This is a genomic window from Pseudogracilibacillus sp. SO10305 (assembly GCF_037072005.1).
GTDB lineage: Bacteria > Bacillota > Bacilli > Bacillales > Amphibacillaceae > Pseudogracilibacillus > Pseudogracilibacillus intestinigallinarum.
The window spans coordinates 242,899-269,871 of record NZ_JAXHDE010000001.1; the positions used below are offsets into that span (position 1 = coordinate 242,899).

Here is a 26,973-nt window from a genome sequence, read left to right on the forward strand (position 1 = left end):
ATTAATACCTCGGCTTTCTCTCCATTATTTCTTGTAAAAATTGTACGTAATGATTATAACGATACTGTTTAATTTCCTTATTTTCAACTGCTGCTTTTACAGCACATTTTGGTTCTTTAACATGTAAACAACTTCTAAATTTGCAATAACTACTTTTCTCACTTATTTCAATGAATCCATGCATCAACTGGTCATGATCCATGTCATCAAAGTCTATGGAACTAAATCCCGGCGTATCTGCAACTAATCCTCCGGCTACCTCGTGCAATTCCACATGTCTCGTCGTATGTTTCCCGCGACCTAAACTCATAGAAATTTCCCCTGTTTCAATCGATAAGGATGGATTAATTGTATTTAATAGAGTTGATTTACCTGCACCAGATTGTCCCATTAATACCGTCATCTCATCTTTTAATAACGTTTTTATAAATGCTATTTCTTCGTCTGTTTGTAAACTAACAATGAACACATCGTAACCTAATTGTTCATAATCTGCTTTATATGTGTCCATCATAAGTAGTTCCTTTTCTGTTGCAAGATCTTTTTTTGTCATAACAATACAAGGTTTAATTCCTTTTAATTCTGTGATGACGAGAAAACGATCCAATAAATATGGATTGAAAGAAGGAGCAGTAATGGCATTTACAATTACTGCTTGTGTAATATTAGCAATAGGCGGTCGCACAAATTCATTTTTTCTTTCTTCAATTGTCGTAATATATCCTTCTAGTTCCCCAGATTCCCTGAACTGAACATAATCACCGACAAGTGGGGTAATCTTTTTGTTACGGAATACGCCTCGTCCTTTACAAGCATATAGTGCGTCTTCTGTTTGAACATAATAAAATCCACTTAACGCTTTTACAATTCTTCCTTCTTTCATTTAATCCCCATCCTCATATGATATCGTCTTATTTAAAAACTCTTCTCCATCTCGGACTACCTTATATGTCGCTTTCTTATCAGGATCGATCACTAAAGTTAAAGTATATTGTTCATCTTTCTTTATTTCTTCCACATACAATGGTTTATCCATTGATGTATTTTTATCCTCTACAAATACTTCTACTTTTTGGGTTGTTGCTATTTCTCCATCTTCATCCTCTTTTGGTTTAAACGGGACCGTAAATGTAACAGAATGAGATTTTGCTGGCAATTCTTTCGGACCGACAGACACAGTCACTTTAATCGTTTCTCCTTCGACTACATCTGTATTTGCTTCTGGACTTTGCTTCATTATTTTACCTTCATCTACATCATTTGAATAATCTTCTGTTACTTCTAATTTTAAATTATTTGTATCTGCATATGATTTTACGTCATTTAGTGACTGACCAACTAAATTATTTAAACTTATCTTTTTAGGACCACCACTAATTTCAAAAATAACTTTCGTTTCGCTTGGAACGACATCCGATTTTGGTGCTGGTTGAATTTGGGTTAAAATTTCGCCAACTGGACGGTCTGATTCTTTTTCATATGCAATAATATCTTCAAATCCTAACCCTTCTAATATCTTTTCTACTTGTGAAAATTTATCCCCGACATAATCGTCCATTTTTAATGTCTCTTTTCCATCACTTACAAACATTTTAACAATCGACGTCTCTTTTACCTTTTTGCCCTTAACTGGTGTCGTTTTTGTCACATATCCTTCTTCCACATCTTCAGAGAAGGTCATTTCCTTTTCGATCTTCAAGTTTAATTCATCTAAAATATCTTCTGCTTCATCTGCTTCTTTACCTACGACATCAGGTACTTCTACTTCTTTCGGGCTTGTAAATAAAACAATAGCAATCACGCTAATAATAATGAGTGCTAGTATAAGCAAAGCGATTTTTGTTTTACGGAATCGCTTTTTCTTTTTCGGTTTTGCATCATTTTCTTCAACTTTTGTAGGCTTTTCTTCTACCTTTTTCGTTTCTCCTGCATGATGAACTAATGTTTCATCCGCACTCGCATCTTTTAATTGATCATCTGTAATGACAGGAATAGCCTTTGTTTCCTCACCAGCTTCAAATGGTGGTGTATATTTCGCTACATTTGCTAAAGAAGGGTCTAATGATTGTACTAATGCATCTTCCATTTCATGTACTGAATTATATCGGTGAAACGGATCTTTTGCTGTTGCTTGTAATATAATGTTTTCCACACTTTGAGGCACTTCAGGCCGTACTGTTCTTACAGATGGTGTATCATTTTGTAAATGTTTCAATGCAATAGATATAGGCGATTGCCCTGAAAAAGGTACTTGTCCCGTCAGTAATTCATATAACACGATACCTAAGGCGTAAATATCTGATTTCCTTGTCGCCATCCCACCACGTGCTTGTTCTGGTGATAAATAATGTACAGAACCTAAAATAGAATTCGTTTGTGTTAAAGATGTTGCACTTAACGCGACTGCGATTCCAAAATCTGTTATTTTCACATTGCCATATTCATCCATTAAAATGTTTTGTGGTTTAATATCACGGTGCACAAGTCCGTTTGCGTGTGCATGTGCAATCGCATCTGTTAATTGTTTCATGATTTGAATCGATTGTTCCACTTCTAATGGTCCATGTTCTTGAATAAATTCTTTTAAGGTCGATCCTTCCACATATTCCATGACCATATATAAAATATTACCTTCTTCTCCGACATCATAAATACTTACGATATTCGGATGGGTTAAGCTCGTTGCTGCTTGTGCTTCCCGATCAAATCGTGCAATAAATTCAGGATCATTTGCGAATTCCAAACGTAATACTTTAATGGCTACTTCTCTATCTAATATCATATCTTGTGCTAAATACACATTAGCCATTCCGCCGCCGCCAATAGTTTTTTCTATACGGTAACGTTCATTTAAAACATGTCCTTCTAACATCATTCATCACCTACTTTACCAATAGGTCGATTACGGACAATAGAGATCGTTATATTATCTTCCCCGCCTCTTTTATTCGCTTCTTCAATTAATCCGTTTGCAACTTGATCTACATCTTTCATTTCTCGTAAATAATGTTCAAGTTCTTCGTCAGAAATTTTATTTGTTAAACCGTCAGAACATAATAGTAATAAATCATCTTCTTCCCAAATTAATGTTCTAACATCTGCTTTCGCTTGATGATCTGTACCAACAGCCCTTAACAGAACATTTTTTTGTGGATGTTTTTCTGCTTCTTCTTTCGAAATTTCTCCAGTACGTATCAATTCATTTACTAAAGAATGGTCTTCTGTAATTTGATCGAATTTCTCACCCGTTAATAAGTAACAGCGACTATCGCCAACATGTGCAACTGTAACAAATTCAAACGCACAAATTGTCATAACGACAGTTGTTCCCATTCCTTCTAATGATTCATTTTCCTTTGATTGTTGTAAAATTTCTTCATTCATTTTATCTATCATTTTTTTTAACCAAATTTCGGCTTCCATCGGAGTGACAAATCTCTCTGCATTTTCCCAAGCTTCACGTGCAAGTTGTACAGCGAGTTGGCTTGCCACTTCTCCTGCTTGGTGGCCTCCCATTCCGTCTGCAACAATCGCTAATGCTTGTTCATGTTCGTTAATTAAAATAGCCCCTGCATCTTCATTTGTTGAACGTACTTGTCCACGATCCGTTTTTATTTTTCCATCCACATGCTCACCTCATTCCATCCTAGTCTATCTAAAAAAAAGAATTATTATGTGCAGAATTTGTGCCTATTTTTTCACCAATCTGGTAATGAAAAATCCATCTGCATTCAATGTTTGTGGAAATAGTTGTATTCCTTCTTCTGTAATTTGTGCTGCATCACCAATCATTTCCTTACACATATTTATAAATGATTTGTCTATTTCAAAATTTGTATGTTCTGTTAAAAAGGCTTGTATTACCGCTTCATTCTCTATCGTATTAATCGTACATGTACTGTAAAGAAGTTTTCCATTCGCTTTTAATAATGGTGCAATTTCTTTTAATATTGCAATTTGCACCTTTTGTAAAGCCTCCATATCTTTTTCTTCTTTATGATATTTAATATCTGCTTTCGAACGCAGTACACCTAGCCCAGTACATGGTGCATCCACTATAATACGGTCGAACGTCTCGTTTTCATGTTCCTCCCTTAATGTTCGAGCGTCTTTTGCTGCAACGGTAATATTGTCAATTCCAAGCCTTATAGCATTGTTTTGAATTAATTTCATTTTATTTTTGTGTAAATCATATGCGTAAATATTACCTATTTGATGCATCATTTCTCCAATGTACGTGACTTTTCCTCCTGGGGCACTACATGTATCCAGTACTGTCATTCCCTCTGCTACGTCCAAACAATAACTTGCAAACATCGAACTGTAATCTTGCACTGTAATATACCCATCTTTTAATAAATCTGTTTTCAAGACATTCCCATATACAATTTTAAGAGCATCTGGTACAAAAGGGCATGGAGTCGCTTCTATTCCATGATTTTCCAATTTTTCCATTACTATTTCGCGATTCGTTTTTAATTGGTTGACACGGATATACATTGGTTTTTTCACATTGTTTTTCATACACATTTCTTTTGTTCGTTCATATCCATACGTTTTAATCCAATAAGAAACTAACCATGTAGGATGGCTCGTTTCAATTGCTAACCGTTCCATTTGATTTTGGATAGAATCAAGCTTCGGAGGACCTTGACGTTGAAATGAGCGTAAAACACCATTTACGACACTAGAAATACCTTTATGACCTCGCTTTTTAGCGATTTCTACCGCTTCATTAATCACTGCATATGATGGTACTTGATCCAAATATACTAATTGAAAAATAGACATACGTAACAATACACGTACCCAATCTTGTAATTTTTTCTGTTTTGAAACAAATGGTTGTATATAAAAATCTAAAGTAATTTTTCTCTCAATTGTTCCATAAACAATTTCAGTTAATAAAGCTGCATCTTTTTCATGTACCTTTCCTTGCTCAATGACTTGGTTTATTAATAAATGACTATAACTACCTGATTTCTCTACCCTTAAAAGAAGTTCTAAGGCCACTTCACGTACATTTTTCATTTTGGTCACTCCAGCACCTGTCCTACTTGAAATAATTGTTTATTTCCACGTAACAACTCTTTCACGGACATTTTTTTCTTGCCTGCAAGTTGTACTTCTGTAATACGTACAGCCTTTTTATCGCCACACACAACATAAATTGCTTCCTCATCAACGTGGGCGATTTCACCTGCTCGTTTACTAGGGTACTCATTTATAGCTTTCTTTCCCCACCATACTTTCATCGTTTTACCTTCATGAGTTGTATAGGCAACAGGCCATGGGTGTAAGCCACGAATATGGTTATATACCTCTTCTTGTGTTCGAGTAAAATCGATTTTCTCTTGTTCACGTGCTATATTTGCAGCAAATGTCGCTTTTGTTTCATCTTGTTCTACTCGATCATTTGTTTTTTCCAAAAGTGCCGGCAATGTCTCTATTAGTAATTGTGCACCAATTTCAGATAATTTATCATGAAGTGATCCTACATGATCCTCTTCTTCAATCCGAATTGCTTTTTGAGAAATAATATCTCCAGCATCTAATTTTTCAGCCATATACATGATTGAAATCCCTGTCTCTTTTTCACCTTGTAAAATAGCATAGTGAATCGGTGCACCACCACGTAATTTTGGCAATAAAGAGGCATGTACATTAATACATCCAAGTGGAGGATGTTCTAATAATTCTTTTGGCAGTAATTGACCATATGCAGCTGTAACGATTAAATCAGCATCATATGTAAATAATGTTTCATAACTATCTTTTAATTTTTCTGGCTGGTAAACAGGGATATTGTGTTTTAAAGCCGCCTCTTTCACTGGTGGTGCTGTAAGGACACGTTTTCTCCCAACTGGGCGATCTGGTTGTGTGACGACTAAAACAACTTCATAATTTGCTTGTACTAAACTTTCTAAAACAGGTACTGCAAAATGCGGTGTTCCCATAAAAATAATTTTCTTCATTTTTTATTCCTTTCTACATCAATTGATATGGATTCATATCGACTATAATTTGTACATTTTGTTTTCGCTCATCTTGTAATTGTTCTAAAATATGGTCCATCTCTTGCTCCAATATTGGTTCATAACGATATTTAACCATCAACTGGAAACGATATTTATTTTTAATTCTAGCAATTGGTGATGGTGTCGGACCTAAAATAATTGATTGTGCTTGTAATGTTGGTTGTAACATTTGCACGATCTTATTCGCTACTTCATGTACTTTAAACATATTTTCATGTGAAATTGTCACAAGCATTAAATAAACATATGGTGGATATTTAAAAGTTCGTCTTAATCGCATTTCTTTTTCATAAAATCCCATATAATCATACATACTTGCTAAGTCGATACTATAATGATCTGGTGTATATGTTTGAACTATTACTTTTCCTTCTAATTCATGCCGACCAGCACGACCACTTACTTGTGTTATTAGTTGAAAAGTTTTTTCAGCTGAACGAAAATCTGGTAAATGTAACATCGAATCTGCTGCTAACACACCTACTAATGTCACATTTTCAAAATCAAGTCCTTTTGCAATCATTTGTGTACCAAGAAGAATATTCGCTTCTTTGTTCGAAAATTTTTGTAATAAGCGTTCATGAGCACCTTTACGACGTGTTGTGTCGTTATCCATTCGAATGACGGATGCTTCAGGCATTAATTTTATCAATGCTTCTTCGACTCTTTCTGTTCCCGTTCCAAAAAAGCGAAATAAATCACTTTCACAGTTTGGACAATGTGCAGGCATTTGTTGCTCATGTGTACAATAATGACATTTCAAGCGATGATCTCCTTTATGGTAAGTTAAGGAAATATCACAATTCGGGCATTGTTCTACATGACCACAATCACGACATAAAGCAAAAGTCGAATAGCCTCGACGATTCAATAGTAAAACGACTTGTTCTCCACGTGCAATACATGCTTTCATTTCTTCCATTAACGTCCGAGAAAACATCGTTCGGTTACCTGCATGTAATTCAGCCCTCATATCTATGATGTCTACTTTCGGCATTGGCTGACTATTTGTACGTTGTTCTAATGTTAGCAATGTATATACATCTTTTTTTGCACGGGCAAACGACTCCAATGTTGGTGTTGCACTACCTAACACAACTGGACAACCATGTAGCGATGCTCTTTTAATCGCTACATCTCTTGCATGATAACGAGGTGTTTCTTCTTGTTTATATGTCGTTTCATGTTCTTCATCAATAATAATAATTCCTAAATTTTCAAAAGGAGCAAATATCGCTGATCTTGCTCCAACAACGACTTGTACTTCTTTTCGTTGGATTTTTCGCCATTCATCATATTTTTCACCTGTAGATAATCCACTATGCATCACTGCCACTTTGTCTCCGAAGCGACCTTTGAATCGCTGTACCATTTGAGGGGTAAGTGATATTTCTGGAACGAGACAAATTGCCTCTTCCCCACGATTTAACACTTTTTCAATCGACTGTAAATATACTTCCGTCTTCCCACTTCCTGTTACTCCATGTAGTAAAAATGTTGTATCTTGTTCCTTCTGGATTGATTCATGGATGCGATTCACCGCAATTTGTTGTTCATCTGTTAATGTTAAATTAGTCGTTTTCTCAAAGTCTCTATCATATGGATTACGATACACTTCTACTCTTTCTTCTGTTAAATATCCTTTATCTAATAACGGCTTAATATTACTTCGTTGTATATTTAATTGATCACATAACAATTTTTGGTCTATTGGATCCGGATATTCCATAAAAAATGCGATAATTTGTTTTTGTCTTTTCGCGCGATTATCCAATTCTTCATATGCCATTTTTAATGATGATTTATCTATTGGAATAATCATCGTTTTATACTGTTTCGTAATATTTGATGTAACAACGTACACAACTTGTACATCCTTTTCGTCTATAAGCTGTTTCAATATTTGATGACCAAATTTTTCAATAAAATCATCATATGGAACGGATTGTTTTTCATGAAAAAATGCCGCCACGTCCATTGGTAAAATACTATCTTCTACTCTTTGTACCTCTTTATCATATGTTGACCGTAATGCTTGAGGTAACATCGCCTTATAGGTCGAAATATATAACGATAAAGTTTTATGAGCTAACCATTTTCCAACATGCAATAATTCTTCTGTTAAAACTGGAGCAATATCTAACACATCGATAATTTCTTTCAGTGTATCATAAGAAGAATGTTGGACAAGGGAATCGACAAATCCAGTAATTTTCCGTGGACCAAACGGGATGACAACACGCATTCCCGGTTGTACAATTCCTTTTAATCTTTTTGGAATTTCATAATCAAATGTTTGATTCACCAAGCTCGACGGTACATCCACGATTACTTTCGCTATGTTCAAGGACGATCATCCTTCATATCTTCTACAATTTTTTGCAAAATTTGTACTGAAACAACTTCTTTCGATGCAAGCGGAATATGAGTCTCCTCCAAGTTTTTATTAACATAGGTTACAATGTTTGTATCATGTCCAAAACCAGCACCAGCAGACGATACATTGTTAATAACAATCGCATCTAAATGTTTTTTCTGTAGTTTACCAATTCCATATTCGATTGGATCGTTCGTTTCAGCCGCAAATCCGACAAGATATTGGGATGTTTTCTTTTCCCCCAATGATTGTAGAATATCTTTCGTACGTTCCATTTCAATAACTAAATTACTACCTTGTTTTTTTAGTTTTTGATCAAACGTTTCAATAGGACGATAATCCGCCACTGCCGCTGCCTTAATAACGATGTCTACCTCTTCATAATAACGCCACATAGCATCATACATATCTTCAGCACTTACGACATCGACACGAGTAATATTAGGATGATGAATATCCAAAGTTGTTGGACCGGCAACTAACGTTACTTTCGCACCAAAATTTGCTGCCGATTCCGCTAGAGCAAATCCCATTTTACCTGTCGAACGATTAGAGAAAAAACGAACAGGATCAAGCACCTCTCTAGTTGGTCCAGCAGAAATTAACACATGTTTTCCAGCTAATAATTCAAAGTTTTTTTGGTGTTCTTCAATAGCTTGTATAATTGTAAGTGGTTCTTCTAGTCGACCCTTTCCGACATAGCCACATGCTAAATAACCTGCACCAGGTTCAATGAAATGGAAACCTAGACCAGCTAACTTTTTCATATTTTCCATTATGACTGGATGATCATACATATGCACATTCATTGCAGGGGCGATATAAATATCTGCTCTTGTAGCGAGTAATATCGTCGTTAACATATCATCCGCAATACCGTTTGCTAATTTACTAATCATATTCGCTGTCGTTGGAGCAATGATTGCAACATCAGCCCAGTCAGCTAAATCAATATGTGCTATCTTTCTAGCATCTTTCTCATCAAATGTATCGATAAACACTTCATTTCTCGATAATGCTTGAAATGTTAATGGTGAAACAAACTTCGTCGCATTTTCTGTCATGACAACCTTTACATCTGCACCTAATTGTGTCAGTTTACTTGTTAAATCACATGCTTTATATACTGCAATGCCTCCTGAGACACCTAGTAAAACTTTTTTATTTTTTAACATGCTGTATCACCTCTTTAAAATATAGACGTCAAATAATAAAGGAAAAAGACGAACGATTTGTTATCGTACCTTAACCATTTAAAATAAACATTTATCTAAATGGTTGAAGGCTCAAATACAAAGATCATGTTCGTCTTTTCTTACTTTCTATTTCAAAAAGTTTTATGCCTCTTCTTTTAATACTAATTTTTCTTCTTGAATCTCTTCTAAAGCAATTCCAACTGGTTTAATTGATGTTGGATTTTCTATTTGTGTATTCTCTTCATCTTGCAATTCTCTTGCACGACGTGATGAAATTGTTACAAGTGTATACTTTGAATCAATTTTCTTTAATAGGTTATCAATTGATGGTTCTAACATTTTTTATTCATCCTTCCAATATTTTTTTATATTCTGCTTCAATTCTCTCTCTTTTGCAATGTTCGCTCGTAATAACTGCTTTTATTTTTTGAACAGCTTGATCTACATCATCATTGACGACAACATAATCGTACTCAGACATCATACTAATTTCTTTTTCTGCTTCTTTTAGTCTATTACGGACAAGTTCATCAGATTCTGTCCCACGTCCAATGATTCGATTTTTTAATTCTTCCAAACTAGGTGGAAATAAAAAGATAAAGACACCTTCAGGGAAATTTTCCTTTACTTGTAATGCACCTTGTACTTCAATTTCAAGGAATACATCGTTTCCTTTTTCTAATTGTTCTTCCACATAGGCACGAGGTGTACCATAATAGTTTTCAACATATTGTGCATGTTCAAGTAGTTCCCCATTTTGAATCATTGCCTCGAATTGTTCTTTCGTTGTATAAAAATAATCGATACCTTCTTGTTCGCCGGCACGTTTTTCTCTCGTTGTTGCCGACACCGAATATTTTAAATGTGTTTCCTGTTCAAATAAACGTTGTCTTACTGTACCCTTACCGACACCTGATGGTCCAGATAAAATAAATAAAATACCTTTCTCCTCAAACAACCTGTATCCTCCTAATTAGTCTTCTGTCATCTCATCTTGTGTTAATACTCTTTGTCCAACTGTTTCAGGTTGTACAGCTGATAAAATAACATATGAACTATCTGTAATAATCACTGCTCTCGTCCTTCTACCATATGTCGCATCAATTAAATTATTATTCTCTCTCGCTACTTGAACAATTCTTTTAATCGGTGCTGATTCTGGTGACACGATGGAAATGATTCGATTTGCCGAAACAACATTTCCAAATCCGATATTAATTAATTGCAAAGCCAAAATGGCACCCCCTAATAGTATACCACGAATGTCTCATTCTATATTTTGAACCTGTTCTTTAATTTTTTCATTTTCACTTTTTAATGTCACGACTAATTCACTCATCAATGGATCAATGGACTTTGAACCAATCGTATTAATTTCTCTGTGTATTTCCTGATTAATAAAATCTAATTTTCTGCCAACCGCACCTGCTTCATTCAACACATTGGAGAAATGTCGAAAATGACTCTGTAAACGAGTAATTTCCTCTGTAATTTCGCCTTTCTCAGCTAAAAGTGCGATTTCTTGCAATATATTTGTATCCTCTACTTGAATATGTTCCCCTATGTACGTTTCAATTCTCTCTTGAATACGTGACTTATATGCCTCCATGATAATTGGCGCACGCTCATTTATTTGTTCGACGAGATCTTTCATTGTATGAAGCCGTTTCATCATATCTTTGAGTAAAAAGTTCGCCTCTTCTTCTCGTTTTCTTTTCACTTCTTTTAATACATCTTCCATACAGTGAAAAAATTTCTCCTGAAATGCATCAAGTTGCTTAGGTCTTTCTTGCACAGAAAAAATGTCTTCATGATGAATAAAGGAATGAATGGAAAGGTCGTTTTTCAAGCCATATGATGACATTAACTCCGTCGCCTTATCCAAATAAGCCTGTAACAATGGTTCATCTACATGTAATTCTTTTTCCATAAATGCTTCTCCAGTTATCGAAACATATACTTCTACTCTTCCACGTACAAAATAACGTTGTATGAGTTGTTTCATATCTAATTCGAAAGCCTGTAAAATTCGAGGCATTTTTGGAACAAAGTCTAAGTAACGACTATTGATTGTTTTTATTTCTATAGTACAAGTTGTATTTTCTACATGGAACTCACTTATACCGTACCCTGTCATACTCATTACCATTATCATCACTCCAATAATTTATATTATACAATTTTACGTGAAAATTCTCTATTAATATGTGATGATAAATAATGTTTTAATATATGTTATTTTTTTCGATGTTTCGTAAAAATATTAACAATAGTTGGAACACTTCCTAATAATACTATCATACCCCAATCTCCCTTTAATAAAGGAACAGTTTGGAAAATTTGTTGTAAAAATGGGACATATAACACAACGAACAATAAAATAAGTGATGATAGAACTGCACCTACTAAATATAGATTACCAAAAGGAGACCTCGTCCATATTCCTCGTTCATTTCGGCAGTCAAATACATGAATCAATTGTGCAACAATAATCGTTGAAAATGCAATCGTCCTTGCATAGGTAATATCATTCGACATATGATAACTGGCGATAAAGGCAATTAATGAAACGAGTCCAATTAATAATCCTCGTGAGATGATTTTCCACCCTAACCCTCTTGACAAAATTCGCTCATTCGGATGCCGTGGTTTTTCATCCATTACATTTTTTTCTGGTCTATCCATACTTAATGCCATTGCCGGTAAGCCATCAGTTACTAAATTGACCCATAATATTTGTACTGGGATAAGTGGCAATGGATACGATAATAAAATAGCAAACAACATTAATATAATTTCGCCAACATTCGAAGTTAATAAATAACGAATAAATTTTCGAATATTTTCATAGATATTTCGTCCTTCCTTAATCGCTTCCTGTAATGTTATAAAATTATCATCCATTAATACGATAGAAGAAGCTTCTTTTGTCACATCTGTTCCAGTAATTCCCATACTTATTCCAATATTACTCTGTTTGATTGCTGGTGCATCATTAACCCCATCCCCTGTCATTGCTACGATATGTCCCTTTGCTTGAAATGCTTCTACAATGCGTAATTTATGTGTAGGGGTAACACGTGCAAATACATTTACTTTAGTAACTACATCCTGTAGCGTAGCATCTGACATTTGTTCTAATGCTTTTCCATCCAATATTTCATTATGAGCATCGTATACAATGCCCACTTCTTTCGCTATTGCACTTGCTGTAAGTGGATGGTCCCCAGTAATCATTACCGTTTGTATGCCCGCATTTCGACATGTAGCTATCGCTTTTTTCACACCTTTACGAGGTGGATCAAATAATCCATACATCCCTAAAAAAATACAATCTGTTTCATTTACTGGGGAGTCTTTAATTTCTTTCATTGCGATCGCAATAACACGGTAAGCTTTTTCCGCCATATGTTCAGCTGCTTTTTGTAACCGCGTATTATCCGCAGAAAATTTTCTTCCATTAGTGTCTAGTTGGTAACGACTTCGTGGAATAATTTCCTCTGGTGCACCTTTCATAATGAAATACCTTTTTCCACCTTCCCCTTCTACAATAGTATGCATTCGTTTTTTTAACACATCAAAAGGTTCCATTGTCACCTTATGATATTTTTCGTCTTCTACGTAAGATATACCGTAATTTCTCGCTGCAATTAATATTGCTCCATCTGTTGGATCCCCATCTACAACATAAGTGCCGCGTTTCACTTGTAAATTCGCTTCATTACACAATGCACCAAACTGTAACATTTGTTGGACATTGTTTGTCGAAATATTTTTGGGTAAATTACTTTGTAAAAGATCATCGTAAACAATATATTGTCCATTCATATACAATTCTTTTACGACCATTTTATTTTCTGTAATCGTTCCTGTTTTATCTGTACAAATTACAGACGTACAACCTAATGTTTCAACAGATGATAGTTTACGTACCAAAACTTTCCTACGTAACATTCGTTGTACTCCCAAAGATAAAGTGACAGTGACGATTGCTGGTAGCCCTTCAGGGATGACAGCAACTGCTAACGATATACCAATTAAAAACATATCGTACATCGGTTTCCCGTCATACAATCCAATTAATACGGTTAATATTGTTAAAGCTAACACAATATAAATTAATACTTTGCCTAAATCCGCTAATTTTCTTTCTAGAGGTGTAGTAGTAACAGTTGTTTTTTCTAGTAGTTGTGCAACTTGTCCGATTTCTGTCTGCATTCCTGTGCGAACAATGATTCCAACACCGTTACCTTTTCGAACGAGCGTGCTTTTAAATGCCATATTCGTCTGGTTATGAATTTCTTCTCCACCACGAATCAGAGCTGTTTCTTGTTTATGTACTGGTGCAGATTCACCTGTCAAAATTGCTTCATCAATTTGCAATGCATTTACTTGAACTAACCGGATATCTGCTGGTACTCGATCACCTGTACGTAATGCTACTACATCCCCAATAACCGCTTCCTTCGCTTGAACAGTTTTCCACTCACCATTACGAAGTACACGCATTTCAGGTGCCGATAATGCTTTTAATTGTTCCAATGATCGTTCTGCTTTTCTTTCTTGAAAAAAACCGATACAGCCATTTAATAACACAATTAATAATATAGCTGTCGCATCAATATACTCTCCTAAAATAGCAGCAATAAATGTTGCAGCAAACAAAATGAGAACTAAAAAGTCTTGAAATTGTTTCATCCATAAGACGAGGATGGATGGTCTTTCTGCTTCTTGCATTAAATTTTCGCCATATTTTTTTCGTCTTTCGTCTATTTGGGTTTGTAATAGCCCCCTTTTATGAAATACATGTAATTTTCGTTCTACTTCATTTACCGGTAATTTATACCATTCCATTTACACCCCACCTATCTAACATTCTTTTTCATATATATGCAGTGGGACAATGATTAATGATATAATAGAGAACGAGGTGAAGGAAATGCCATTTGATGGGATTGTTACACGTGCTGTAACAGAGGATTTACAACAGAGTTTAATCGGTGGTAGAATTAATAAGATTTATCAGCCGACGAATAACGAAATTATTATGACGGTTCGTAACAATCGAACAAATTATACATTATTATTATCGATTCATCCGTCCTATGCTCGTATTCATTTAACGAATGACAAATTTCAATATCCGAATGAACCTCCAACTTTTTGTATGGTTCTTCGTAAACATTTAGAAAGTGCCATTATTGAGTGTATAGAACAATATGCCCTTGAAAGAATTATCTCCATTAAAGTGAGAGGTTTTAATGAAATCGGTGATCCAATTACAAAAACGTTTATGTTAGAAATTATGGGACGTCATAGTAACATACTTCTCTTAAACGATGATGAAACAAAAATTATTAATTGTATGAAACATGTACCACCTTTTCAAAATAGTTACCGAACATTATTACCTGGTGCAGACTATAAACGACCACCATCTCAGGAAAAAATTGACTTATTACAATATCCAAGTGAAAAAATAGTTCATAAACTCGATTTTAATCAAGGCAAAATAGAACAACAACTCGTTCAAATTATAACTGGTATTTCTCCATTTATAGCAAAAGAGATTGTTCATAAAGCACATTTAGGAGCACAAAAAGAGTTTATAAAGGCAATTGATACCTTTCAAGAACAAGTCCGAACAAATCAATTCGTTCCAACTATTTATCGTAAGGACCGGGAAGATTTTCACGTACTCCCCATCACATATTTAAATGGAGATACGATAAACTTTGATAACGTTCATGAGATGCTAGATGCTTTTTATTCAAATAAAGCAGAACGTGATCGTGTCAAACAACAAGCAAAAGATTTAGAACGAATCATAAAAAATGAGTTGCAGAAAAATAAAAAGAAATTACTCATTCATGAAAAAACAATTGAAAAAGCGAAAAAAGCAGATCTTCTTCAAAAACAAGGCGAATTATTAACAGCACATTTGCACCTCGTTCAAAAGGGAGATTCTTCCGTTACGGTCATAGATTATTATGATCCCGAACAACGTGAAATGACGATTGAGTTATTAGCTGATAAAACTCCGAGTGAAAATGCTCAACGTTTCTTTAAACAATATCGAAAATTAGTAATTGCTAAAGATATTTCTGCAACAGAAATGATGAAAACGAAAAAAGAAATAGCATATTTAGAAGAAATTGAGCAACAAATCGTTACTGCTCGTGATGAAGATATTGACGATATACGTGAAGAACTAAGAGAAGAAGGATATATTAAAAAACAAAAAGGAAAACAAAAGCGTAGAAAGAAGCCAACACCTGAACATTTCATTTCTTCTGATGGAACAGATATTTATGTTGGCCGAAATAATATGCAAAATGAATATGTCACACATAAGTTAGCACATCGTGAAGATATATGGTTGCACACATTAAATATTCCTGGTTCACATGTGATCATTAAAGACTCAAATCCAAGTGAAGAAACGCTTTTTGAAGCAGCCCAAATTGCCGCTTATTATAGTAAAGCCCAATTATCTGCTAGTGTTCCTGTCGATTATACGAAAGTAAAATATGTGAAAAAGCCATCTGGTAGTAAACCTGGATTTGTCACATATACAGATCAAAAAACCATTCACGTTACACCAATAGAATCAGCGATAAAACAATTAAAAGTGAAGTGATTACCGATATGATATATGTAGTCACTTTAGAGTCATAGTCAAATAAATAATGATATGTAATGGTGTCATGATAGAAATATACTCTAAATGTTTTATCCGATAAGAGTATCTATATATTGCTTTTGATTCATTTGTTGTTAACACAAAATTTTAGTCAACCATCTATGTGCTTGAAGATGCATAGATGGTTTTTTATGTTACATTTCAAACAGTAATTTTATATTATTAGAATGAGACAAGTGATTTCCCTCCTTGATTTGATTTTGGTCGATTTTAATTCTAAAAGGAAATTCATTTATTTTCTATTTATATGCATAAAAAAGGTGCCAGTGGATTTTTCCCACCAACACCAAATATCGAAGAATCATATTTAATTTATGAATTTGTAAAAGAGGTTATTTTCACCAAACTATCTTTACTCAAACTCTTCACTTAAAAACAAATCAATGAAACTATTTACTTGTGGTAAATTACGCATACCAGGCTGATAGCAAAGCCATGTATCACGTGTAATCGGCTCTCCTTCAATTTCTAATGGTAAATGCGCATACTGGTTCATTAAATTATTTGAAATACTTTTCGGTAAAATAGCCATGCCGAGTCCTTGTTTCATAAATTGTTTACACGTTTCAATTTGATCCACACTAATCTTTTGAATCGGTTGAATTTGATCTTGGCGGTAAAATAGCCAATGATTCATTAACTCATGTAAATCGTCATCACTTTTGAATGAAATAAGTGGCCGGTTTTTCACCTCTTTATTTTCAAAAGGCTCTGTATCAAAAATATAAAGTGGATCTTTAAACAATAATACAGAAGTGCTATCTTTAATTTTTTCACCACGTACGATTGTAATGTGGTATTTATTAAAATCACGTTTTATATTTTCACTCATCCCTGTTACTAAATCAATAGATACTAATGGGAACTTCTTTGTAAACTTTGCTAAAATCGTCGGTAAATATCGTTGACTAATCAATGATGAGCAAGCAATGGATAACGTACCACGAACTTCAATACTAGATGCAGCTAATGTATTTTTTATTTCTGTTTCACGTTCTACTACTTCTTGAGCATGTTTTAAAATGATTTCACCACTCGGTGTTAATTTTAAACGTTTTGATGTACGGATAAAAATTTGTTCACCAAAATACTCCTCAATATATTTCAATCTTTGGGAGACTGCCGGTTGTGAAATTAAAACTGCCTTTGCTGTTCCCCGAACCGTTCCGATTTTATTTAATTGGATAAGTAATTCATAATCATCAATTTTCATTTCATACCACTACTTTACTATCGTATTTTATAATTGATCACGCCATTTTAATAAGCGGAATGTATCCTCACTATTTATTTTACCATCTTCTCGTAAAACGTCTAATAAATGATCAAAATTTGTGATCGTATCCATAAATAAATCTTCTTGCTTAAATCGATCGACCGCTTTTTGTAATCCATAAGTGAAAATGGCAAACACGCCCAGAACATCCGCTCCTTCTTCACGTAGAACATTTGCTGCATCAATAGAAGAGCCACCAGTAGAAATTAAGTCTTCAATTACTAAAACTTTTTGACCTATTTCAACCTTCCCTTCTATTTGATTGCCTTTTCCGTGTCCTTTTGGTTTCGAACGAACATATGCCATCGGAACATTTAATTCATCTGCAAGCCAAGCTGCATGTGGAATTCCAGCTGTAGCACAACCTGCAATCACATCCGGTGTCATATTTAATTCCACTAATTTTTCTGCAAAAGCTTTTGCAATTTGTGTACGAATTTCAGGATATGACATCGTTAGACGGTTATCACAATAAATTGGCGACTGAATCCCTGAAGTCCAAGTAAAATAACCATCTGTTTTAATTTGAACTGCTTCAATTTCTAACAATGCTCTAGCTACTTTATTTTGTAATTCCATTTTCCCACTCCTCTAACGCTTGCTTATACGCATCAAACGGCTGTTCTGCCATAGTAATACTTCTACCAATTACGATATAATCTGAATTTAGTTCTTTCGCCATCGCTGGTGTTGCAACTCGTTTTTGATCATCATCTTTTGAATTCATTAAACGAATACCTGGTGTTACTGTTAAAAACTCATTGGAGCAAGCCTCTTTAATTGCTCGTACTTCATGTACCGAACAAACGACACCGTCCGCTCCACTTTGCTTAGCTAAAGTAGATAAATGTAATACATTATCATTAATATTATTCGGTAAACGTAAATCACGTGCCATTTCCATTTCGTCCATCGATGTTAAAATTGTAACGGCAATTAATTTCGTCTTATCATTTACACACGTTAATCCTTCTTTAGCGCGTTTAATCATTTCACTTCCACCGATTGCATGCACATTCACAAGATCTACTTCGGCATGTGCTAAATTTTTCATTGCACGCATGACCGTCGTCGGAATATCATGTAATTTTAAATCTAAAAATATTGGATGGTTTCTTTTTTTCAATTCTTCAATGACATGCATACCTTCGCGATAAAAAAGTTCCATACCTACCTTCACTGGAACTTCATGTAAATTATTTTCTTCTAAAAATTGTTTGGACATTTCCCACGTCGGAAAGTCTAACGCTAAATACATTCCATTATTCATGCTTGTGCGCTCCTCCAGTTGCTTCTTTTACGGATGAAAATCCATATGTTTCTAACACTTTAGGTAATGCATCGATAATTTCTGGACATACAAATGGATTTTGAAAATTTGCCGTCCCTACTGCTACTGCATCTGCACCTGCAAGTAAAAATTCTAACACATCTTCTGCCGTTTCAATTCCACCCATTCCAATAATCGGAATGTTTACATGTTGCTTCACTTCGTAGATCATCCGAATTGCAACAGGTTTAATAGCTGGACCAGATAAACCACCTGTTTTATTCGCTATCACTGGCTTACGTGTCGGTAAATGAATTTGCATCCCAGTTAATGTATTGATCATCGATAATCCGTCAGCTCCAGCGGATTCAATCGCTTTTGCCATATCTACAATATTCGTTACATTGGGAGATAATTTCACATAAACCGGTACTCTACTCGCACGCTTCACTCTTTCTGTTACTGTAGCTGCCATATGAGGATCGATTCCGAACTGAATTCCTCCCTCTTTTACATTTGGACAAGAAATATTGAGTTCAATCGCTCGTAAATCTTCGGCTTCATTTAAAACTGTTGCAACATTCACATATTCTTCCATCGTACTACCCGAAACATTAGCAATGATCGGTATATGAAATTTACTTAAAAAGGGAATTTCTGTTTCCACAATTTTTTCTACGCCTGGATTTTGTAATCCAATTGCATTCAACATGCCTGAAGCTGTTTCTGCTACACGAGGTGTTGGATTTCCTAATCGTTCCTCTCCAGTCGCCGCTTTCATAATGACTGCACCAAGCTTACTTAAGTCATAAAACTGACTATATTCCCTACCAAATCCGAAACAACCTGAAGCAGGCATGACCGGATTTTTTAATTCCAAACCTGGTATTGATACAGATAAATCCATTATAAACTCACCTCTTCTGCCCGAAATACTGGACCATCTTGACAAATTTTCTTATAATTTGAACCGTCGTTCGTCGGTATGATACACGCATAACACGCACCAACACCACAGCCCATACGCTCTTCAAAAGATAAATATCCTTCCTTATCTTTAAATGTATTCGTTACAGCTTTCAGCATCGGAGCCGGACCACAAGAATAATAACGATCAAATGGAACAATTTTATCGACCATATCTGTAACAAAACCTTTTTCACCGTAAGAACCATCATTCGTTACAACGATTGTTTCGCCCAATTTTTTAAATCGTTCTTCATAAAAGACAAAATCTTTCGATTGAAAACCAATTACTGCTTGTACATCATATCCTAACTCTTTCAAGGTACATCCTAAAAAATATAATGGTGGGACACCAATGCCTCCACCGATTAATAAAACTTTATCGTTTTTCGGCAAGTTTTTTAAAGGAAAACCATTTCCTGCGGGTCCTAGCACATCAATAGTTTCTCCTGCGACATATTCACTTAATCGTTTCGTACCTTTTCCAATTATTTTAAATAAAATAGTTACCGTTTTAGCAGTACGATCAACAGCCGCAATGGATAGCGGCCGTCTTAACGTACATCCTGATACTGAGATATGCAAAAATTGTCCTGGAGCTGCATTTTCACTAATATATTCATTGTGTAAAACCATTTCTACTGTTTCTTTGGCAATTACATTTGTTGAAATGATTTTCATCGATTCTTTTTTAATCATGCTTATAATGCCCCTTTATCTACCATTCTGTTCGCACTAAATGTTGTGGATTCAATTACATTAACAATCGCTTCTGCCGTATCTAAGTTCGTTAAACTAATAATACCATGTTCAACTGCTTCCCGACGAATTCTAAATCCATCTGAGCGTGTTTGTTTTCCAGATGTTAAAGTATTGATCACAAATTGAACTTCCCCGTTCGTAATAAGTGAAAGTACATTCGTATCTGTACTACCAATTTTATCTACTGCAGTTACACGTAACCCTTCATTTTGTAAATATTTCGCCGTACCTTCTGTCGCGTAAATTTGGAAACCTAAATCATGGAAACGCTCGGCAATCTCAAATGCTTCTTGTTTATCTTTATCTGCCACTGTCATTAATACAGAACCTTCATGTGGAATCTTTAAACCTGAAGCGATTAAACCTTTATATAATGCCTTTTCTAATGTTTTATCATAACCAATTGCTTCCCCTGTTGATTTCATTTCAGGTCCAAGTGTCGTATCAACACTACGTAATTTCTCAAAGGAGAACACTGGTAATTTTACATACACATTTTCACATTCTGGTAAAATTTCCGTTTTTAATCCTTTATTTGCTAGTTTTTCGCCTAAAATTGCACGTGTAGCAATATTAGCCATCGTTACACCAGTAATTTTACTTAAAAACGGAATCGTACGTGATGCTCTTGGATTCACTTCAATTACATACACATCTTCATCTTTAATGATGAACTGGATGTTTAATAATCCAACTACATTTAATTCTTTCGCAATTTTATCTGTCGCTTCTAAACATTTTTGTTTTACCACATCGCTTAAACGTTGTGGTGGATATACTGCAATCGAGTCTCCAGAGTGAACCCCTGATCGTTCGATATGTTCCATGATTCCTGGAACAAACGTCGTTTCTCCATCGCTAATTGCATCAATATCCACTTCGATACCTGTTATATATTGATCGATTAATAATGGTTTAGCTGGATTAATGGTCGCTACTTTATTTAAATAATTATTTAATTCCTCATCGTTATAGACAATTTCCATTTGGCTTCCACCAATAACATATGATGGTCGAACTAAAACAGGGTAGCCAATATTATTCGCTGTCTCTACAACGATTTCTTTTTTTGTTACTGCTTTTCCATTTGGACGAATTAAATTTAACTTTTCTAATAAAGTTTCGAACTTTTCACGGTCTTCCGCACGGTCAATTGCTTCTAAACTTGTACCTAAAATATTCACACCACGTGCTTTTAAACCTGCCGCTAAGTTGATAGCAGTTTGACCACCAAACTGAACGATTACACCTAATGGTTGTTCTAATTCAACTACGTGCATGACATCTTCTAGTGTTAATGGTTCAAAATATAACTTATCAGAAATAGAAAAATCGGTCGATACTGTTTCAGGGTTATTGTTCATAATAATCGCTTCATAACCCATTTCTTGTATCGCTAAAACTGAATGTACTGTCGCATAATCAAATTCAATTCCTTGTCCGATTCGAATTGGACCAGAACCTAATACGAGTACCTTATCGCGGTCTGTTTTTACAGATTCATTTTCCTGTTCATACGTACTATAAAAATATGGCGCCTTTGATTCATACGCTGCTGCACATGTATCTACCATTTTGTATACAGGTAAAATTTGATGTTGTTTACGGAATTCATATACTTCTTCTTCCGCCACACCCCATACACGTGCAATTTGCGTATCTGAAAATCCGTAACGTTTCACTCGTTCTAACATTTCCTGATCATATTTCGCATCTTTTAATTGGTCTTCTAAATCTATAATATGTTTAATTTTACGTAAGAAAAGGAAATCAATTTTCGTTAATTCATGTATTTCCTCAATGGTCATTCCACGTCGTAATAATTCAGCTAATACGAACATTCTTTCGTCATCTGCTTTTACAACACGTGTTAATAAAACATCTTGCTCCACATCATTTAATTTATCTAAATGAAAGTCTCCGTTTCCTACTTCTAATGAACGAACCCCTTTTAAAAATGATTCTTCAAGGTTTCGTCCAATCGCCATAATTTCCCCAGTCGCTTTCATCTGTGTTCCTAATTTACGGTCTCCAGATGTAAATTTATCAAATGGAAAACGCGGGAATTTTGTTACTACATAATCTAATTGTGGCTCAAAACAAGCATAAGTCGTTTCTGTAATTGGGGTTTTAATTTCATCTAATGTTAATCCGACAGCAATTTTAGCGGCAATTTTAGCAATTGGGTATCCTGTCGCTTTAGAAGCTAACGCGGACGAACGACTTACACGTGGATTCACTTCAATAATATAATACTGGAAACTATGCGGATCTAACGCTAATTGTACGTTACAACCACCTTCAATTTCTAATGCACGAATTAATTTTAAAGAAACACGACGCAACATTTGATACTCTTTGTCTGATAGTGTGACAGACGGAGCAACCACGATTGAATCTCCCGTATGAATTCCTACTGGATCAATGTTTTCCATGTTACAAACGACAATCGCTTGATCTTTTTTATCGCGAATAACCTCATATTCGATTTCTTTAAATCCTGCAATGCTTTTTTCAATTAAACATTGATTTACAGGTGATAATGCTAATCCATTTTTAACAATATGTTCTAATTCCTCACGGCTATCGCACATTCCACCACCTGTACCACCTAATGTAAATGCTGGACGAACGATAACCGGATATCCGATTTCTTCTGCAAAATGGACTGCCGCTTCTACTGTATTTACGATATCACTTGGAGGTACTGGTTCATTTAATTCTTCCATTAATGAACGGAACTTTTCACGATCTTCTGCTTTTTCAATCGCTTCTAAGGAAGTACCTAAAAGTTGGACATTGAATTGGTCTAAAATCCCTGATTCATCTAATGCAATTGCTAAATTTAGCCCTGTTTGACCACCTAATGTCGGTAATATTGCACAAGGACGCTCCTTACGAATAATTTTACTTAAAAATTCAACTGTGAGTGGTTCCATATATACTTTATCTGCGACTGTAAAGTCTGTCATAATAGTCGCTGGATTCGAATTTGCTAAAATTACTTCATATCCTTCTTCTTTTAATGCATGACAAGCTTGTGTTCCAGAATAATCAAATTCTGCTGCTTGTCCGATTACAATTGGTCCTGAACCAATGACTAAGATTTTTTCAATGTTTTCATTTCTAGGCATGTTGTTGGCCTCCATTTTTCACCCTGTTTTGTTTCATCATTTCAATAAATTGTTCGAATAAATATTTCGTATCGTTAGAACCTGGCGCTCCTTCTGGATTAAATTGTACAGAAAAGGCATCAAACTTTTTATGTTTTAAACCTTCCACCGTATCATCATTTAATGAACGAAATGTAACAGTTAAATCTGTATTTTCTATCGAAGCCTCCGCTACATAGTATTGACGACTCTGTGTCGTAATCCATGTTTTATCAATAGCTAAATCTTTCACTGGAAAACTATTCCCGTAATTCCCGTGGTTTAATTTCGTAATGTTTGCCCCACATGCTTGTGCAAATATTTGATGGCCTAAGCCGATTCCAAATATAGGAATTTCTCCTAACAATGCTTGAACTGTTTCAATCGTCGTTTGCACAAATGTTGGATTTCCAGGCCCATTTGATAATAACACTCCATCTGGTTTGAAGCGTAAAATATCCTCTGCACTTGTATCATACGGAACTACTGTCACATGACATTGTAAGTTCGTTAATTCATGTAAAATCGTTTGTTTCATTCCTAAATCAATTATAACGACTCTTGCACCTTCACCCGGTACGATGTATGGCTTTGTAATAGATGTTTTTTCAACAAGTAAACTTGTTTCTTCTTTTTTTAACACTTCTTGCACAGACTCAAATGTTGCTGATGCATCTGTAATCATTCCACGCATAGAGCCTTTATCACGTAGTAATCTCGTTAACATACGTGTATCAATACCAGCAATCCCAGGTATTTGATGTCTTTTCATAAAAGCATCTAATGTTTCTTCACTTCTAAAATTTGACGGTTCGTCATTTACTTCTTTCGTAATAATACCATTTATAAAAGGGGTAATTGATTCAAAGTCATCACGATTTATACCATAAGATCCAATCGAAGGATATGTCATTACTGCGATATGTCCTAAATAATTTGGATCTGACATTATTTCTTGATATCCAGTCATTCCTGTATTAAAAATAACTGCTCCTTCTGTTACACGTTCACTTCCGAAAGCTTCTCCAACTAAAGTTGTTCCATCTTCTAAAATTAATTTTCTTTTACTCATGTTTATCATCCTCATATACGACTTTACCTGCTGCAATCGTCATTACTGGAATACCTGCAACTTCCCATCCATCAAATGGAGTATTTTTACTTTTAGATACAAAATCTTTTCTGTCAATAACCATTTCTTTTTCTAAATCCACTAAAGTAATATCTGCAACTTTTCCTTCTTCTAATGTTCCATATGGCATATGAAATACTTCTGCTGGTAAACGTGTAAATGCATCCACTAATTGTTGCAATGTCATTTTTCCCGTTTTTACCAAATGTGTGTATAATAAAGGAAACGCTGTTTCTAAACCAACAATTCCGAATGGTGCCTTAGCCATACCGACCGCTTTTTCATCTGCTGCGTGTGGTGCATGGTCTGTCGCAACAAAATCAATTGTGCCATCAAGTAATCCTTCTAGTAATGCATCTCTATCGGCTTTTGCACGTAAAGGTGGGTTCATTTTCCAATCAGCATTATCTTCTTTAATATCATCTTCTGTTAATAATAAGTGATGTGGACTTACTTCTGCTGTTACACGAATCCCAGCTCTTTTTGCATCACGAATGACACGAACGGATTCTTTCGTACTGACGTGACAAACATGGTAATGACAATTTGCAGTTTCTGCTAATAATACATCACGTGCAATTTGTACGGATTCACATGCATTTAAAATACCTGGTAAACCTAAACGTTTACTCACATCACCTTCATGTACTGCCCCACCATAAAGAATGGAGTTATCTTCACAATGTGCCACGATTGCTCGGTCATTTGCTGCCGCTTCTTGCATCGCTTCTAACATTTGACCTGCTGTTTGAATTCCAACTCCATCATCTGTAAATGCAAAAATGTCTGTTTTACTTAATGCTGAAATATCTGTTCGTTCTTCTCCCTTTAATCCTTTCGTAATTGCTGCATATGGTAACACACGAATGACAGCATCTTTCTTAATACGGTTAAATAAGCTCTCTACCTCTTCTACACTATCCGGTACTGGGTTCGTATTAGGCATTGAACAAACCGTCGTATATCCACCACGAGCCGCTGCTTCCGTACCTGTTTTAATCGTTTCTTTATGCTCCCCACCTGGTTCGCGTAAATGAATATGAACATCTATAAATCCTGGTGTCACTAACTTTCCTTCACAATCAACAATCCGTTCTACTTCCATATTAATTTCTGGAGCAATTTGTTTAATCGTATCTCCTTCAATTAACAGATCGCATTTTTGTAACTGGTTGTCCCCCGAAAGTACTGTTGCGTTTTTTAATATCATGTTCATGAATAATCCCCCATTTTAATAGTTGTGTTGTTAATACTGCCATTCTTACATATACTCCATTCGACATTTGTTTAAAGATCCTTGAACGATCACATTCCACTAATGTCGTATCTATTTCTACCCCACGATTTACTGGTCCAGGGTGTAATACAATTGCGTGTTCTTTCATTTTCTTTTCTCTTTCAATTGTTAGCCCGTAATGTTCATTGTAATTTACGGTAGAACTTGAAAATTGATCATGACGTTCATGTTGGATTCGTAACAACATGAGTACATCACTCATCTCAATTGCCTCATCCATCGTTACATATGGATAAGCTAAACTGTCATCCATAAAGTCTGGTGCACCTGTAAAGTATACATTGGCTCCTAATTTCGTTAACATTTGTGCATTCGAACGAGCGACACGGCTATGTTTTATATCTCCTGCTATAACGATATTTAAGCCATCAAAAGAACCAAATTCTTGATATATTGTAATTGCATCTAATAAACTTTGTGTCGGATGATCTTTTTTCCCTGCACCAGCATTGACAATCGGTACATTCATTCTATCTTTTAATTCATCTGCCCAATCATCACTTTCATGGCGAATAACGAGCACATCAGCTCCAATTGCTTCAAATGTTTTTGCTGTATCATATAACGTCTCGCCTTTTTTCATACTTGAGTTTTCTGTATTAAATTCTAATGCTTCAATACCTAATCTACGCTCTGCAACAATAAAACTCATTTTTGTTCTTGTGCTAGGCTCAAAAAATAAATTTGCACTAAATACTTGTTTCGTTAACTCGTATTCATCTTGGCGATATTTTTCTGCCATATCCAACAACGCAATAATTTCCTCTTTGGTCATATGTTCTACAGATAAAAAGTGTTTCATGA

22 protein-coding genes are annotated in these 26,973 nt (G+C 35.1%); 1 reads left to right on the top strand and 21 read right to left on the bottom strand.

Annotation, left to right across the window (positions count from 1 at the left end):
• Position 1: 1 nt before the first annotated feature.
• The 12 genes from rsgA to SPD45_RS01355 form a co-directional block, all read right to left on the bottom strand.
• Positions 2-883, bottom strand: a complete 882-nt coding sequence (gene rsgA, locus SPD45_RS01300; protein ID WP_336265773.1) for a ribosome small subunit-dependent GTPase A — start codon at positions 881-883, stop codon at positions 2-4.
• Entirely contained in the window at positions 884-2,872 is a 1,989-nt protein-coding gene (gene pknB / locus SPD45_RS01305; protein ID WP_336265774.1) for a Stk1 family PASTA domain-containing Ser/Thr kinase, read from the bottom strand.
• The gene (locus SPD45_RS01310) at positions 2,872-3,627 is read right to left on the bottom strand and encodes a Stp1/IreP family PP2C-type Ser/Thr phosphatase (RefSeq protein WP_336265775.1); all 756 of its coding nucleotides are present in this window, start codon (positions 3,625-3,627) and stop codon (positions 2,872-2,874) included. Before SPD45_RS01310 ends, pknB begins: the two co-directional genes overlap by 1 nt.
• Positions 3,628-3,690: 63 nt before the next feature.
• On the bottom strand, positions 3,691-5,031 hold the full coding sequence (gene rsmB, locus SPD45_RS01315) for a 16S rRNA (cytosine(967)-C(5))-methyltransferase RsmB (RefSeq protein ID WP_336265776.1): 1,341 nt from the start codon (positions 5,029-5,031) through the stop codon (positions 3,691-3,693).
• 5 nt (positions 5,032-5,036) lie between these two features.
• On the bottom strand, positions 5,037-5,975 hold the full coding sequence (fmt, locus tag SPD45_RS01320; RefSeq protein WP_336265777.1) for a methionyl-tRNA formyltransferase: 939 nt from the start codon (positions 5,973-5,975) through the stop codon (positions 5,037-5,039).
• Positions 5,976-5,988: 13 nt separating this feature from the next.
• Positions 5,989-8,385 (bottom strand): primosomal protein N', encoded by a 2,397-nt coding sequence (gene priA / locus SPD45_RS01325; protein ID WP_336265778.1) that lies wholly within the window; start codon positions 8,383-8,385, stop codon positions 5,989-5,991.
• Positions 8,382-9,590: a bifunctional phosphopantothenoylcysteine decarboxylase/phosphopantothenate--cysteine ligase CoaBC gene (gene coaBC, locus SPD45_RS01330; RefSeq protein WP_336265779.1), complete on the bottom strand. Its 1,209-nt coding sequence runs from the start codon at positions 9,588-9,590 to the stop codon at positions 8,382-8,384. Before coaBC ends, priA begins: the two co-directional genes overlap by 4 nt.
• A 162-nt stretch (positions 9,591-9,752) precedes the next feature.
• Positions 9,753-9,950 (bottom strand): DNA-directed RNA polymerase subunit omega, encoded by a 198-nt coding sequence (rpoZ, locus tag SPD45_RS01335; protein ID WP_336265780.1) that lies wholly within the window; start codon positions 9,948-9,950, stop codon positions 9,753-9,755.
• Between the two features lie 7 nt (positions 9,951-9,957).
• Positions 9,958-10,569, bottom strand: coding sequence for a guanylate kinase (gmk, locus tag SPD45_RS01340; protein WP_336265781.1), 612 nt, complete (start codon positions 10,567-10,569; stop codon positions 9,958-9,960).
• Positions 10,570-10,584: 15 nt separating this feature from the next.
• The gene (gene remA, locus SPD45_RS01345; RefSeq protein ID WP_336265782.1) at positions 10,585-10,845 is read right to left on the bottom strand and encodes an extracellular matrix/biofilm regulator RemA; all 261 of its coding nucleotides are present in this window, start codon (positions 10,843-10,845) and stop codon (positions 10,585-10,587) included.
• A gap of 33 nt (positions 10,846-10,878) precedes the next feature.
• The gene (locus tag SPD45_RS01350; protein WP_336265783.1) at positions 10,879-11,760 is read right to left on the bottom strand and encodes a YicC/YloC family endoribonuclease; all 882 of its coding nucleotides are present in this window, start codon (positions 11,758-11,760) and stop codon (positions 10,879-10,881) included.
• Between the two features lie 86 nt (positions 11,761-11,846).
• Positions 11,847-14,465, bottom strand: coding sequence for a cation-translocating P-type ATPase (locus SPD45_RS01355; protein WP_336265784.1), 2,619 nt, complete (start codon positions 14,463-14,465; stop codon positions 11,847-11,849).
• A gap of 49 nt (positions 14,466-14,514) precedes the next feature.
• Between SPD45_RS01355 and SPD45_RS01360 the strand changes: the two genes are divergently transcribed.
• Positions 14,515-16,251, top strand: coding sequence for an Rqc2 family fibronectin-binding protein (locus SPD45_RS01360; RefSeq protein WP_336265785.1), 1,737 nt, complete (start codon positions 14,515-14,517; stop codon positions 16,249-16,251).
• A gap of 415 nt (positions 16,252-16,666) precedes the next feature.
• Here the strand turns inward: SPD45_RS01360 and SPD45_RS01365 are convergent, their stop codons facing one another.
• Genes SPD45_RS01365 through SPD45_RS01405 form a run of 9 tightly spaced genes read right to left on the bottom strand, consistent with a single transcriptional unit; the run spans position 16,667 to position 26,971 of the window.
• Positions 16,667-17,527 carry a LysR family transcriptional regulator gene (locus SPD45_RS01365; RefSeq protein ID WP_336265786.1) on the bottom strand — a complete coding sequence of 287 codons (861 nt, stop codon included), beginning with the start codon at positions 17,525-17,527 and terminating at the stop codon, positions 16,667-16,669.
• Positions 17,528-17,554: 27 nt separating this feature from the next.
• The gene (gene pyrE, locus SPD45_RS01370) at positions 17,555-18,169 is read right to left on the bottom strand and encodes an orotate phosphoribosyltransferase (RefSeq protein WP_336265787.1); all 615 of its coding nucleotides are present in this window, start codon (positions 18,167-18,169) and stop codon (positions 17,555-17,557) included.
• The gene (pyrF, locus tag SPD45_RS01375; RefSeq protein ID WP_336265788.1) at positions 18,153-18,860 is read right to left on the bottom strand and encodes an orotidine-5'-phosphate decarboxylase; all 708 of its coding nucleotides are present in this window, start codon (positions 18,858-18,860) and stop codon (positions 18,153-18,155) included. Before pyrF ends, pyrE begins: the two co-directional genes overlap by 17 nt.
• Entirely contained in the window at positions 18,853-19,767 is a 915-nt protein-coding gene (locus tag SPD45_RS01380; protein WP_336265789.1) for a dihydroorotate dehydrogenase, read from the bottom strand. Before SPD45_RS01380 ends, pyrF begins: the two co-directional genes overlap by 8 nt.
• Complete coding sequence (locus tag SPD45_RS01385) at positions 19,767-20,525, bottom strand: dihydroorotate dehydrogenase electron transfer subunit (protein WP_336265790.1); 759 nt, start codon at positions 20,523-20,525, stop codon at positions 19,767-19,769. The genes SPD45_RS01380 and SPD45_RS01385 overlap by 1 nt, the downstream gene beginning before the upstream one ends.
• 2 nt (positions 20,526-20,527) lie before the next feature.
• Positions 20,528-23,722 carry a carbamoyl-phosphate synthase large subunit gene (carB, locus tag SPD45_RS01390; RefSeq protein WP_336265791.1) on the bottom strand — a complete coding sequence of 1,065 codons (3,195 nt, stop codon included), beginning with the start codon at positions 23,720-23,722 and terminating at the stop codon, positions 20,528-20,530.
• Entirely contained in the window at positions 23,715-24,812 is a 1,098-nt protein-coding gene (locus SPD45_RS01395) for a carbamoyl phosphate synthase small subunit (RefSeq protein WP_336265792.1), read from the bottom strand. Before SPD45_RS01395 ends, carB begins: the two co-directional genes overlap by 8 nt.
• Complete coding sequence (locus tag SPD45_RS01400) at positions 24,805-26,088, bottom strand: dihydroorotase (RefSeq protein ID WP_336265793.1); 1,284 nt, start codon at positions 26,086-26,088, stop codon at positions 24,805-24,807. The genes SPD45_RS01395 and SPD45_RS01400 overlap by 8 nt, the downstream gene beginning before the upstream one ends.
• Entirely contained in the window at positions 26,015-26,971 is a 957-nt protein-coding gene (locus SPD45_RS01405) for an aspartate carbamoyltransferase catalytic subunit (protein ID WP_336265794.1), read from the bottom strand. The genes SPD45_RS01400 and SPD45_RS01405 overlap by 74 nt, the downstream gene beginning before the upstream one ends.
• Between the last annotated feature and the right edge of the window lie 2 nt (positions 26,972-26,973).

Bases quoted from the DNA above. Each gene is read 5' to 3' on its own strand.
- rsgA (WP_336265773.1), bottom strand. From the start codon at position 883: ATGAAAGAAGGAAGAATTGTAAAAGCGTTAAGTGGATTTTATTATGTT.
- pknB (WP_336265774.1), bottom strand. From the start codon at position 2,872: ATGTTAGAAGGACATGTTTTAAATGAACGTTACCGTATAGAAAAAACT.
- rsmB (WP_336265776.1), bottom strand. From the start codon at position 5,031: ATGAAAAATGTACGTGAAGTGGCCTTAGAACTTCTTTTAAGGGTAGAG.
- fmt (WP_336265777.1), bottom strand. From the start codon at position 5,975: ATGAAGAAAATTATTTTTATGGGAACACCGCATTTTGCAGTACCTGTT.
- coaBC (WP_336265779.1), bottom strand. From the start codon at position 9,590: ATGTTAAAAAATAAAAAAGTTTTACTAGGTGTCTCAGGAGGCATTGCA.
- rpoZ (WP_336265780.1), bottom strand. From the start codon at position 9,950: ATGTTAGAACCATCAATTGATAACCTATTAAAGAAAATTGATTCAAAG.
- SPD45_RS01350 (WP_336265783.1), bottom strand. From the start codon at position 11,760: ATGGTAATGAGTATGACAGGGTACGGTATAAGTGAGTTCCATGTAGAA.
- SPD45_RS01355 (WP_336265784.1), bottom strand. From the start codon at position 14,465: ATGGAATGGTATAAATTACCGGTAAATGAAGTAGAACGAAAATTACAT.
- SPD45_RS01360 (WP_336265785.1), top strand. From the start codon at position 14,515: ATGATTAATGATATAATAGAGAACGAGGTGAAGGAAATGCCATTTGAT.
- SPD45_RS01365 (WP_336265786.1), bottom strand. From the start codon at position 17,527: ATGAAAATTGATGATTATGAATTACTTATCCAATTAAATAAAATCGGA.
- pyrE (WP_336265787.1), bottom strand. From the start codon at position 18,169: ATGGAATTACAAAATAAAGTAGCTAGAGCATTGTTAGAAATTGAAGCA.
- pyrF (WP_336265788.1), bottom strand. From the start codon at position 18,860: ATGAATAATGGAATGTATTTAGCGTTAGACTTTCCGACGTGGGAAATG.
- SPD45_RS01380 (WP_336265789.1), bottom strand. From the start codon at position 19,767: ATGGATTTATCTGTATCAATACCAGGTTTGGAATTAAAAAATCCGGTC.
- SPD45_RS01385 (WP_336265790.1), bottom strand. From the start codon at position 20,525: ATGATTAAAAAAGAATCGATGAAAATCATTTCAACAAATGTAATTGCC.
- carB (WP_336265791.1), bottom strand. From the start codon at position 23,722: ATGCCTAGAAATGAAAACATTGAAAAAATCTTAGTCATTGGTTCAGGA.
- SPD45_RS01395 (WP_336265792.1), bottom strand. From the start codon at position 24,812: ATGAGTAAAAGAAAATTAATTTTAGAAGATGGAACAACTTTAGTTGGA.
- SPD45_RS01400 (WP_336265793.1), bottom strand. From the start codon at position 26,088: ATGAACATGATATTAAAAAACGCAACAGTACTTTCGGGGGACAACCAG.
- SPD45_RS01405 (WP_336265794.1), bottom strand. From the start codon at position 26,971: ATGAAACACTTTTTATCTGTAGAACATATGACCAAAGAGGAAATTATT.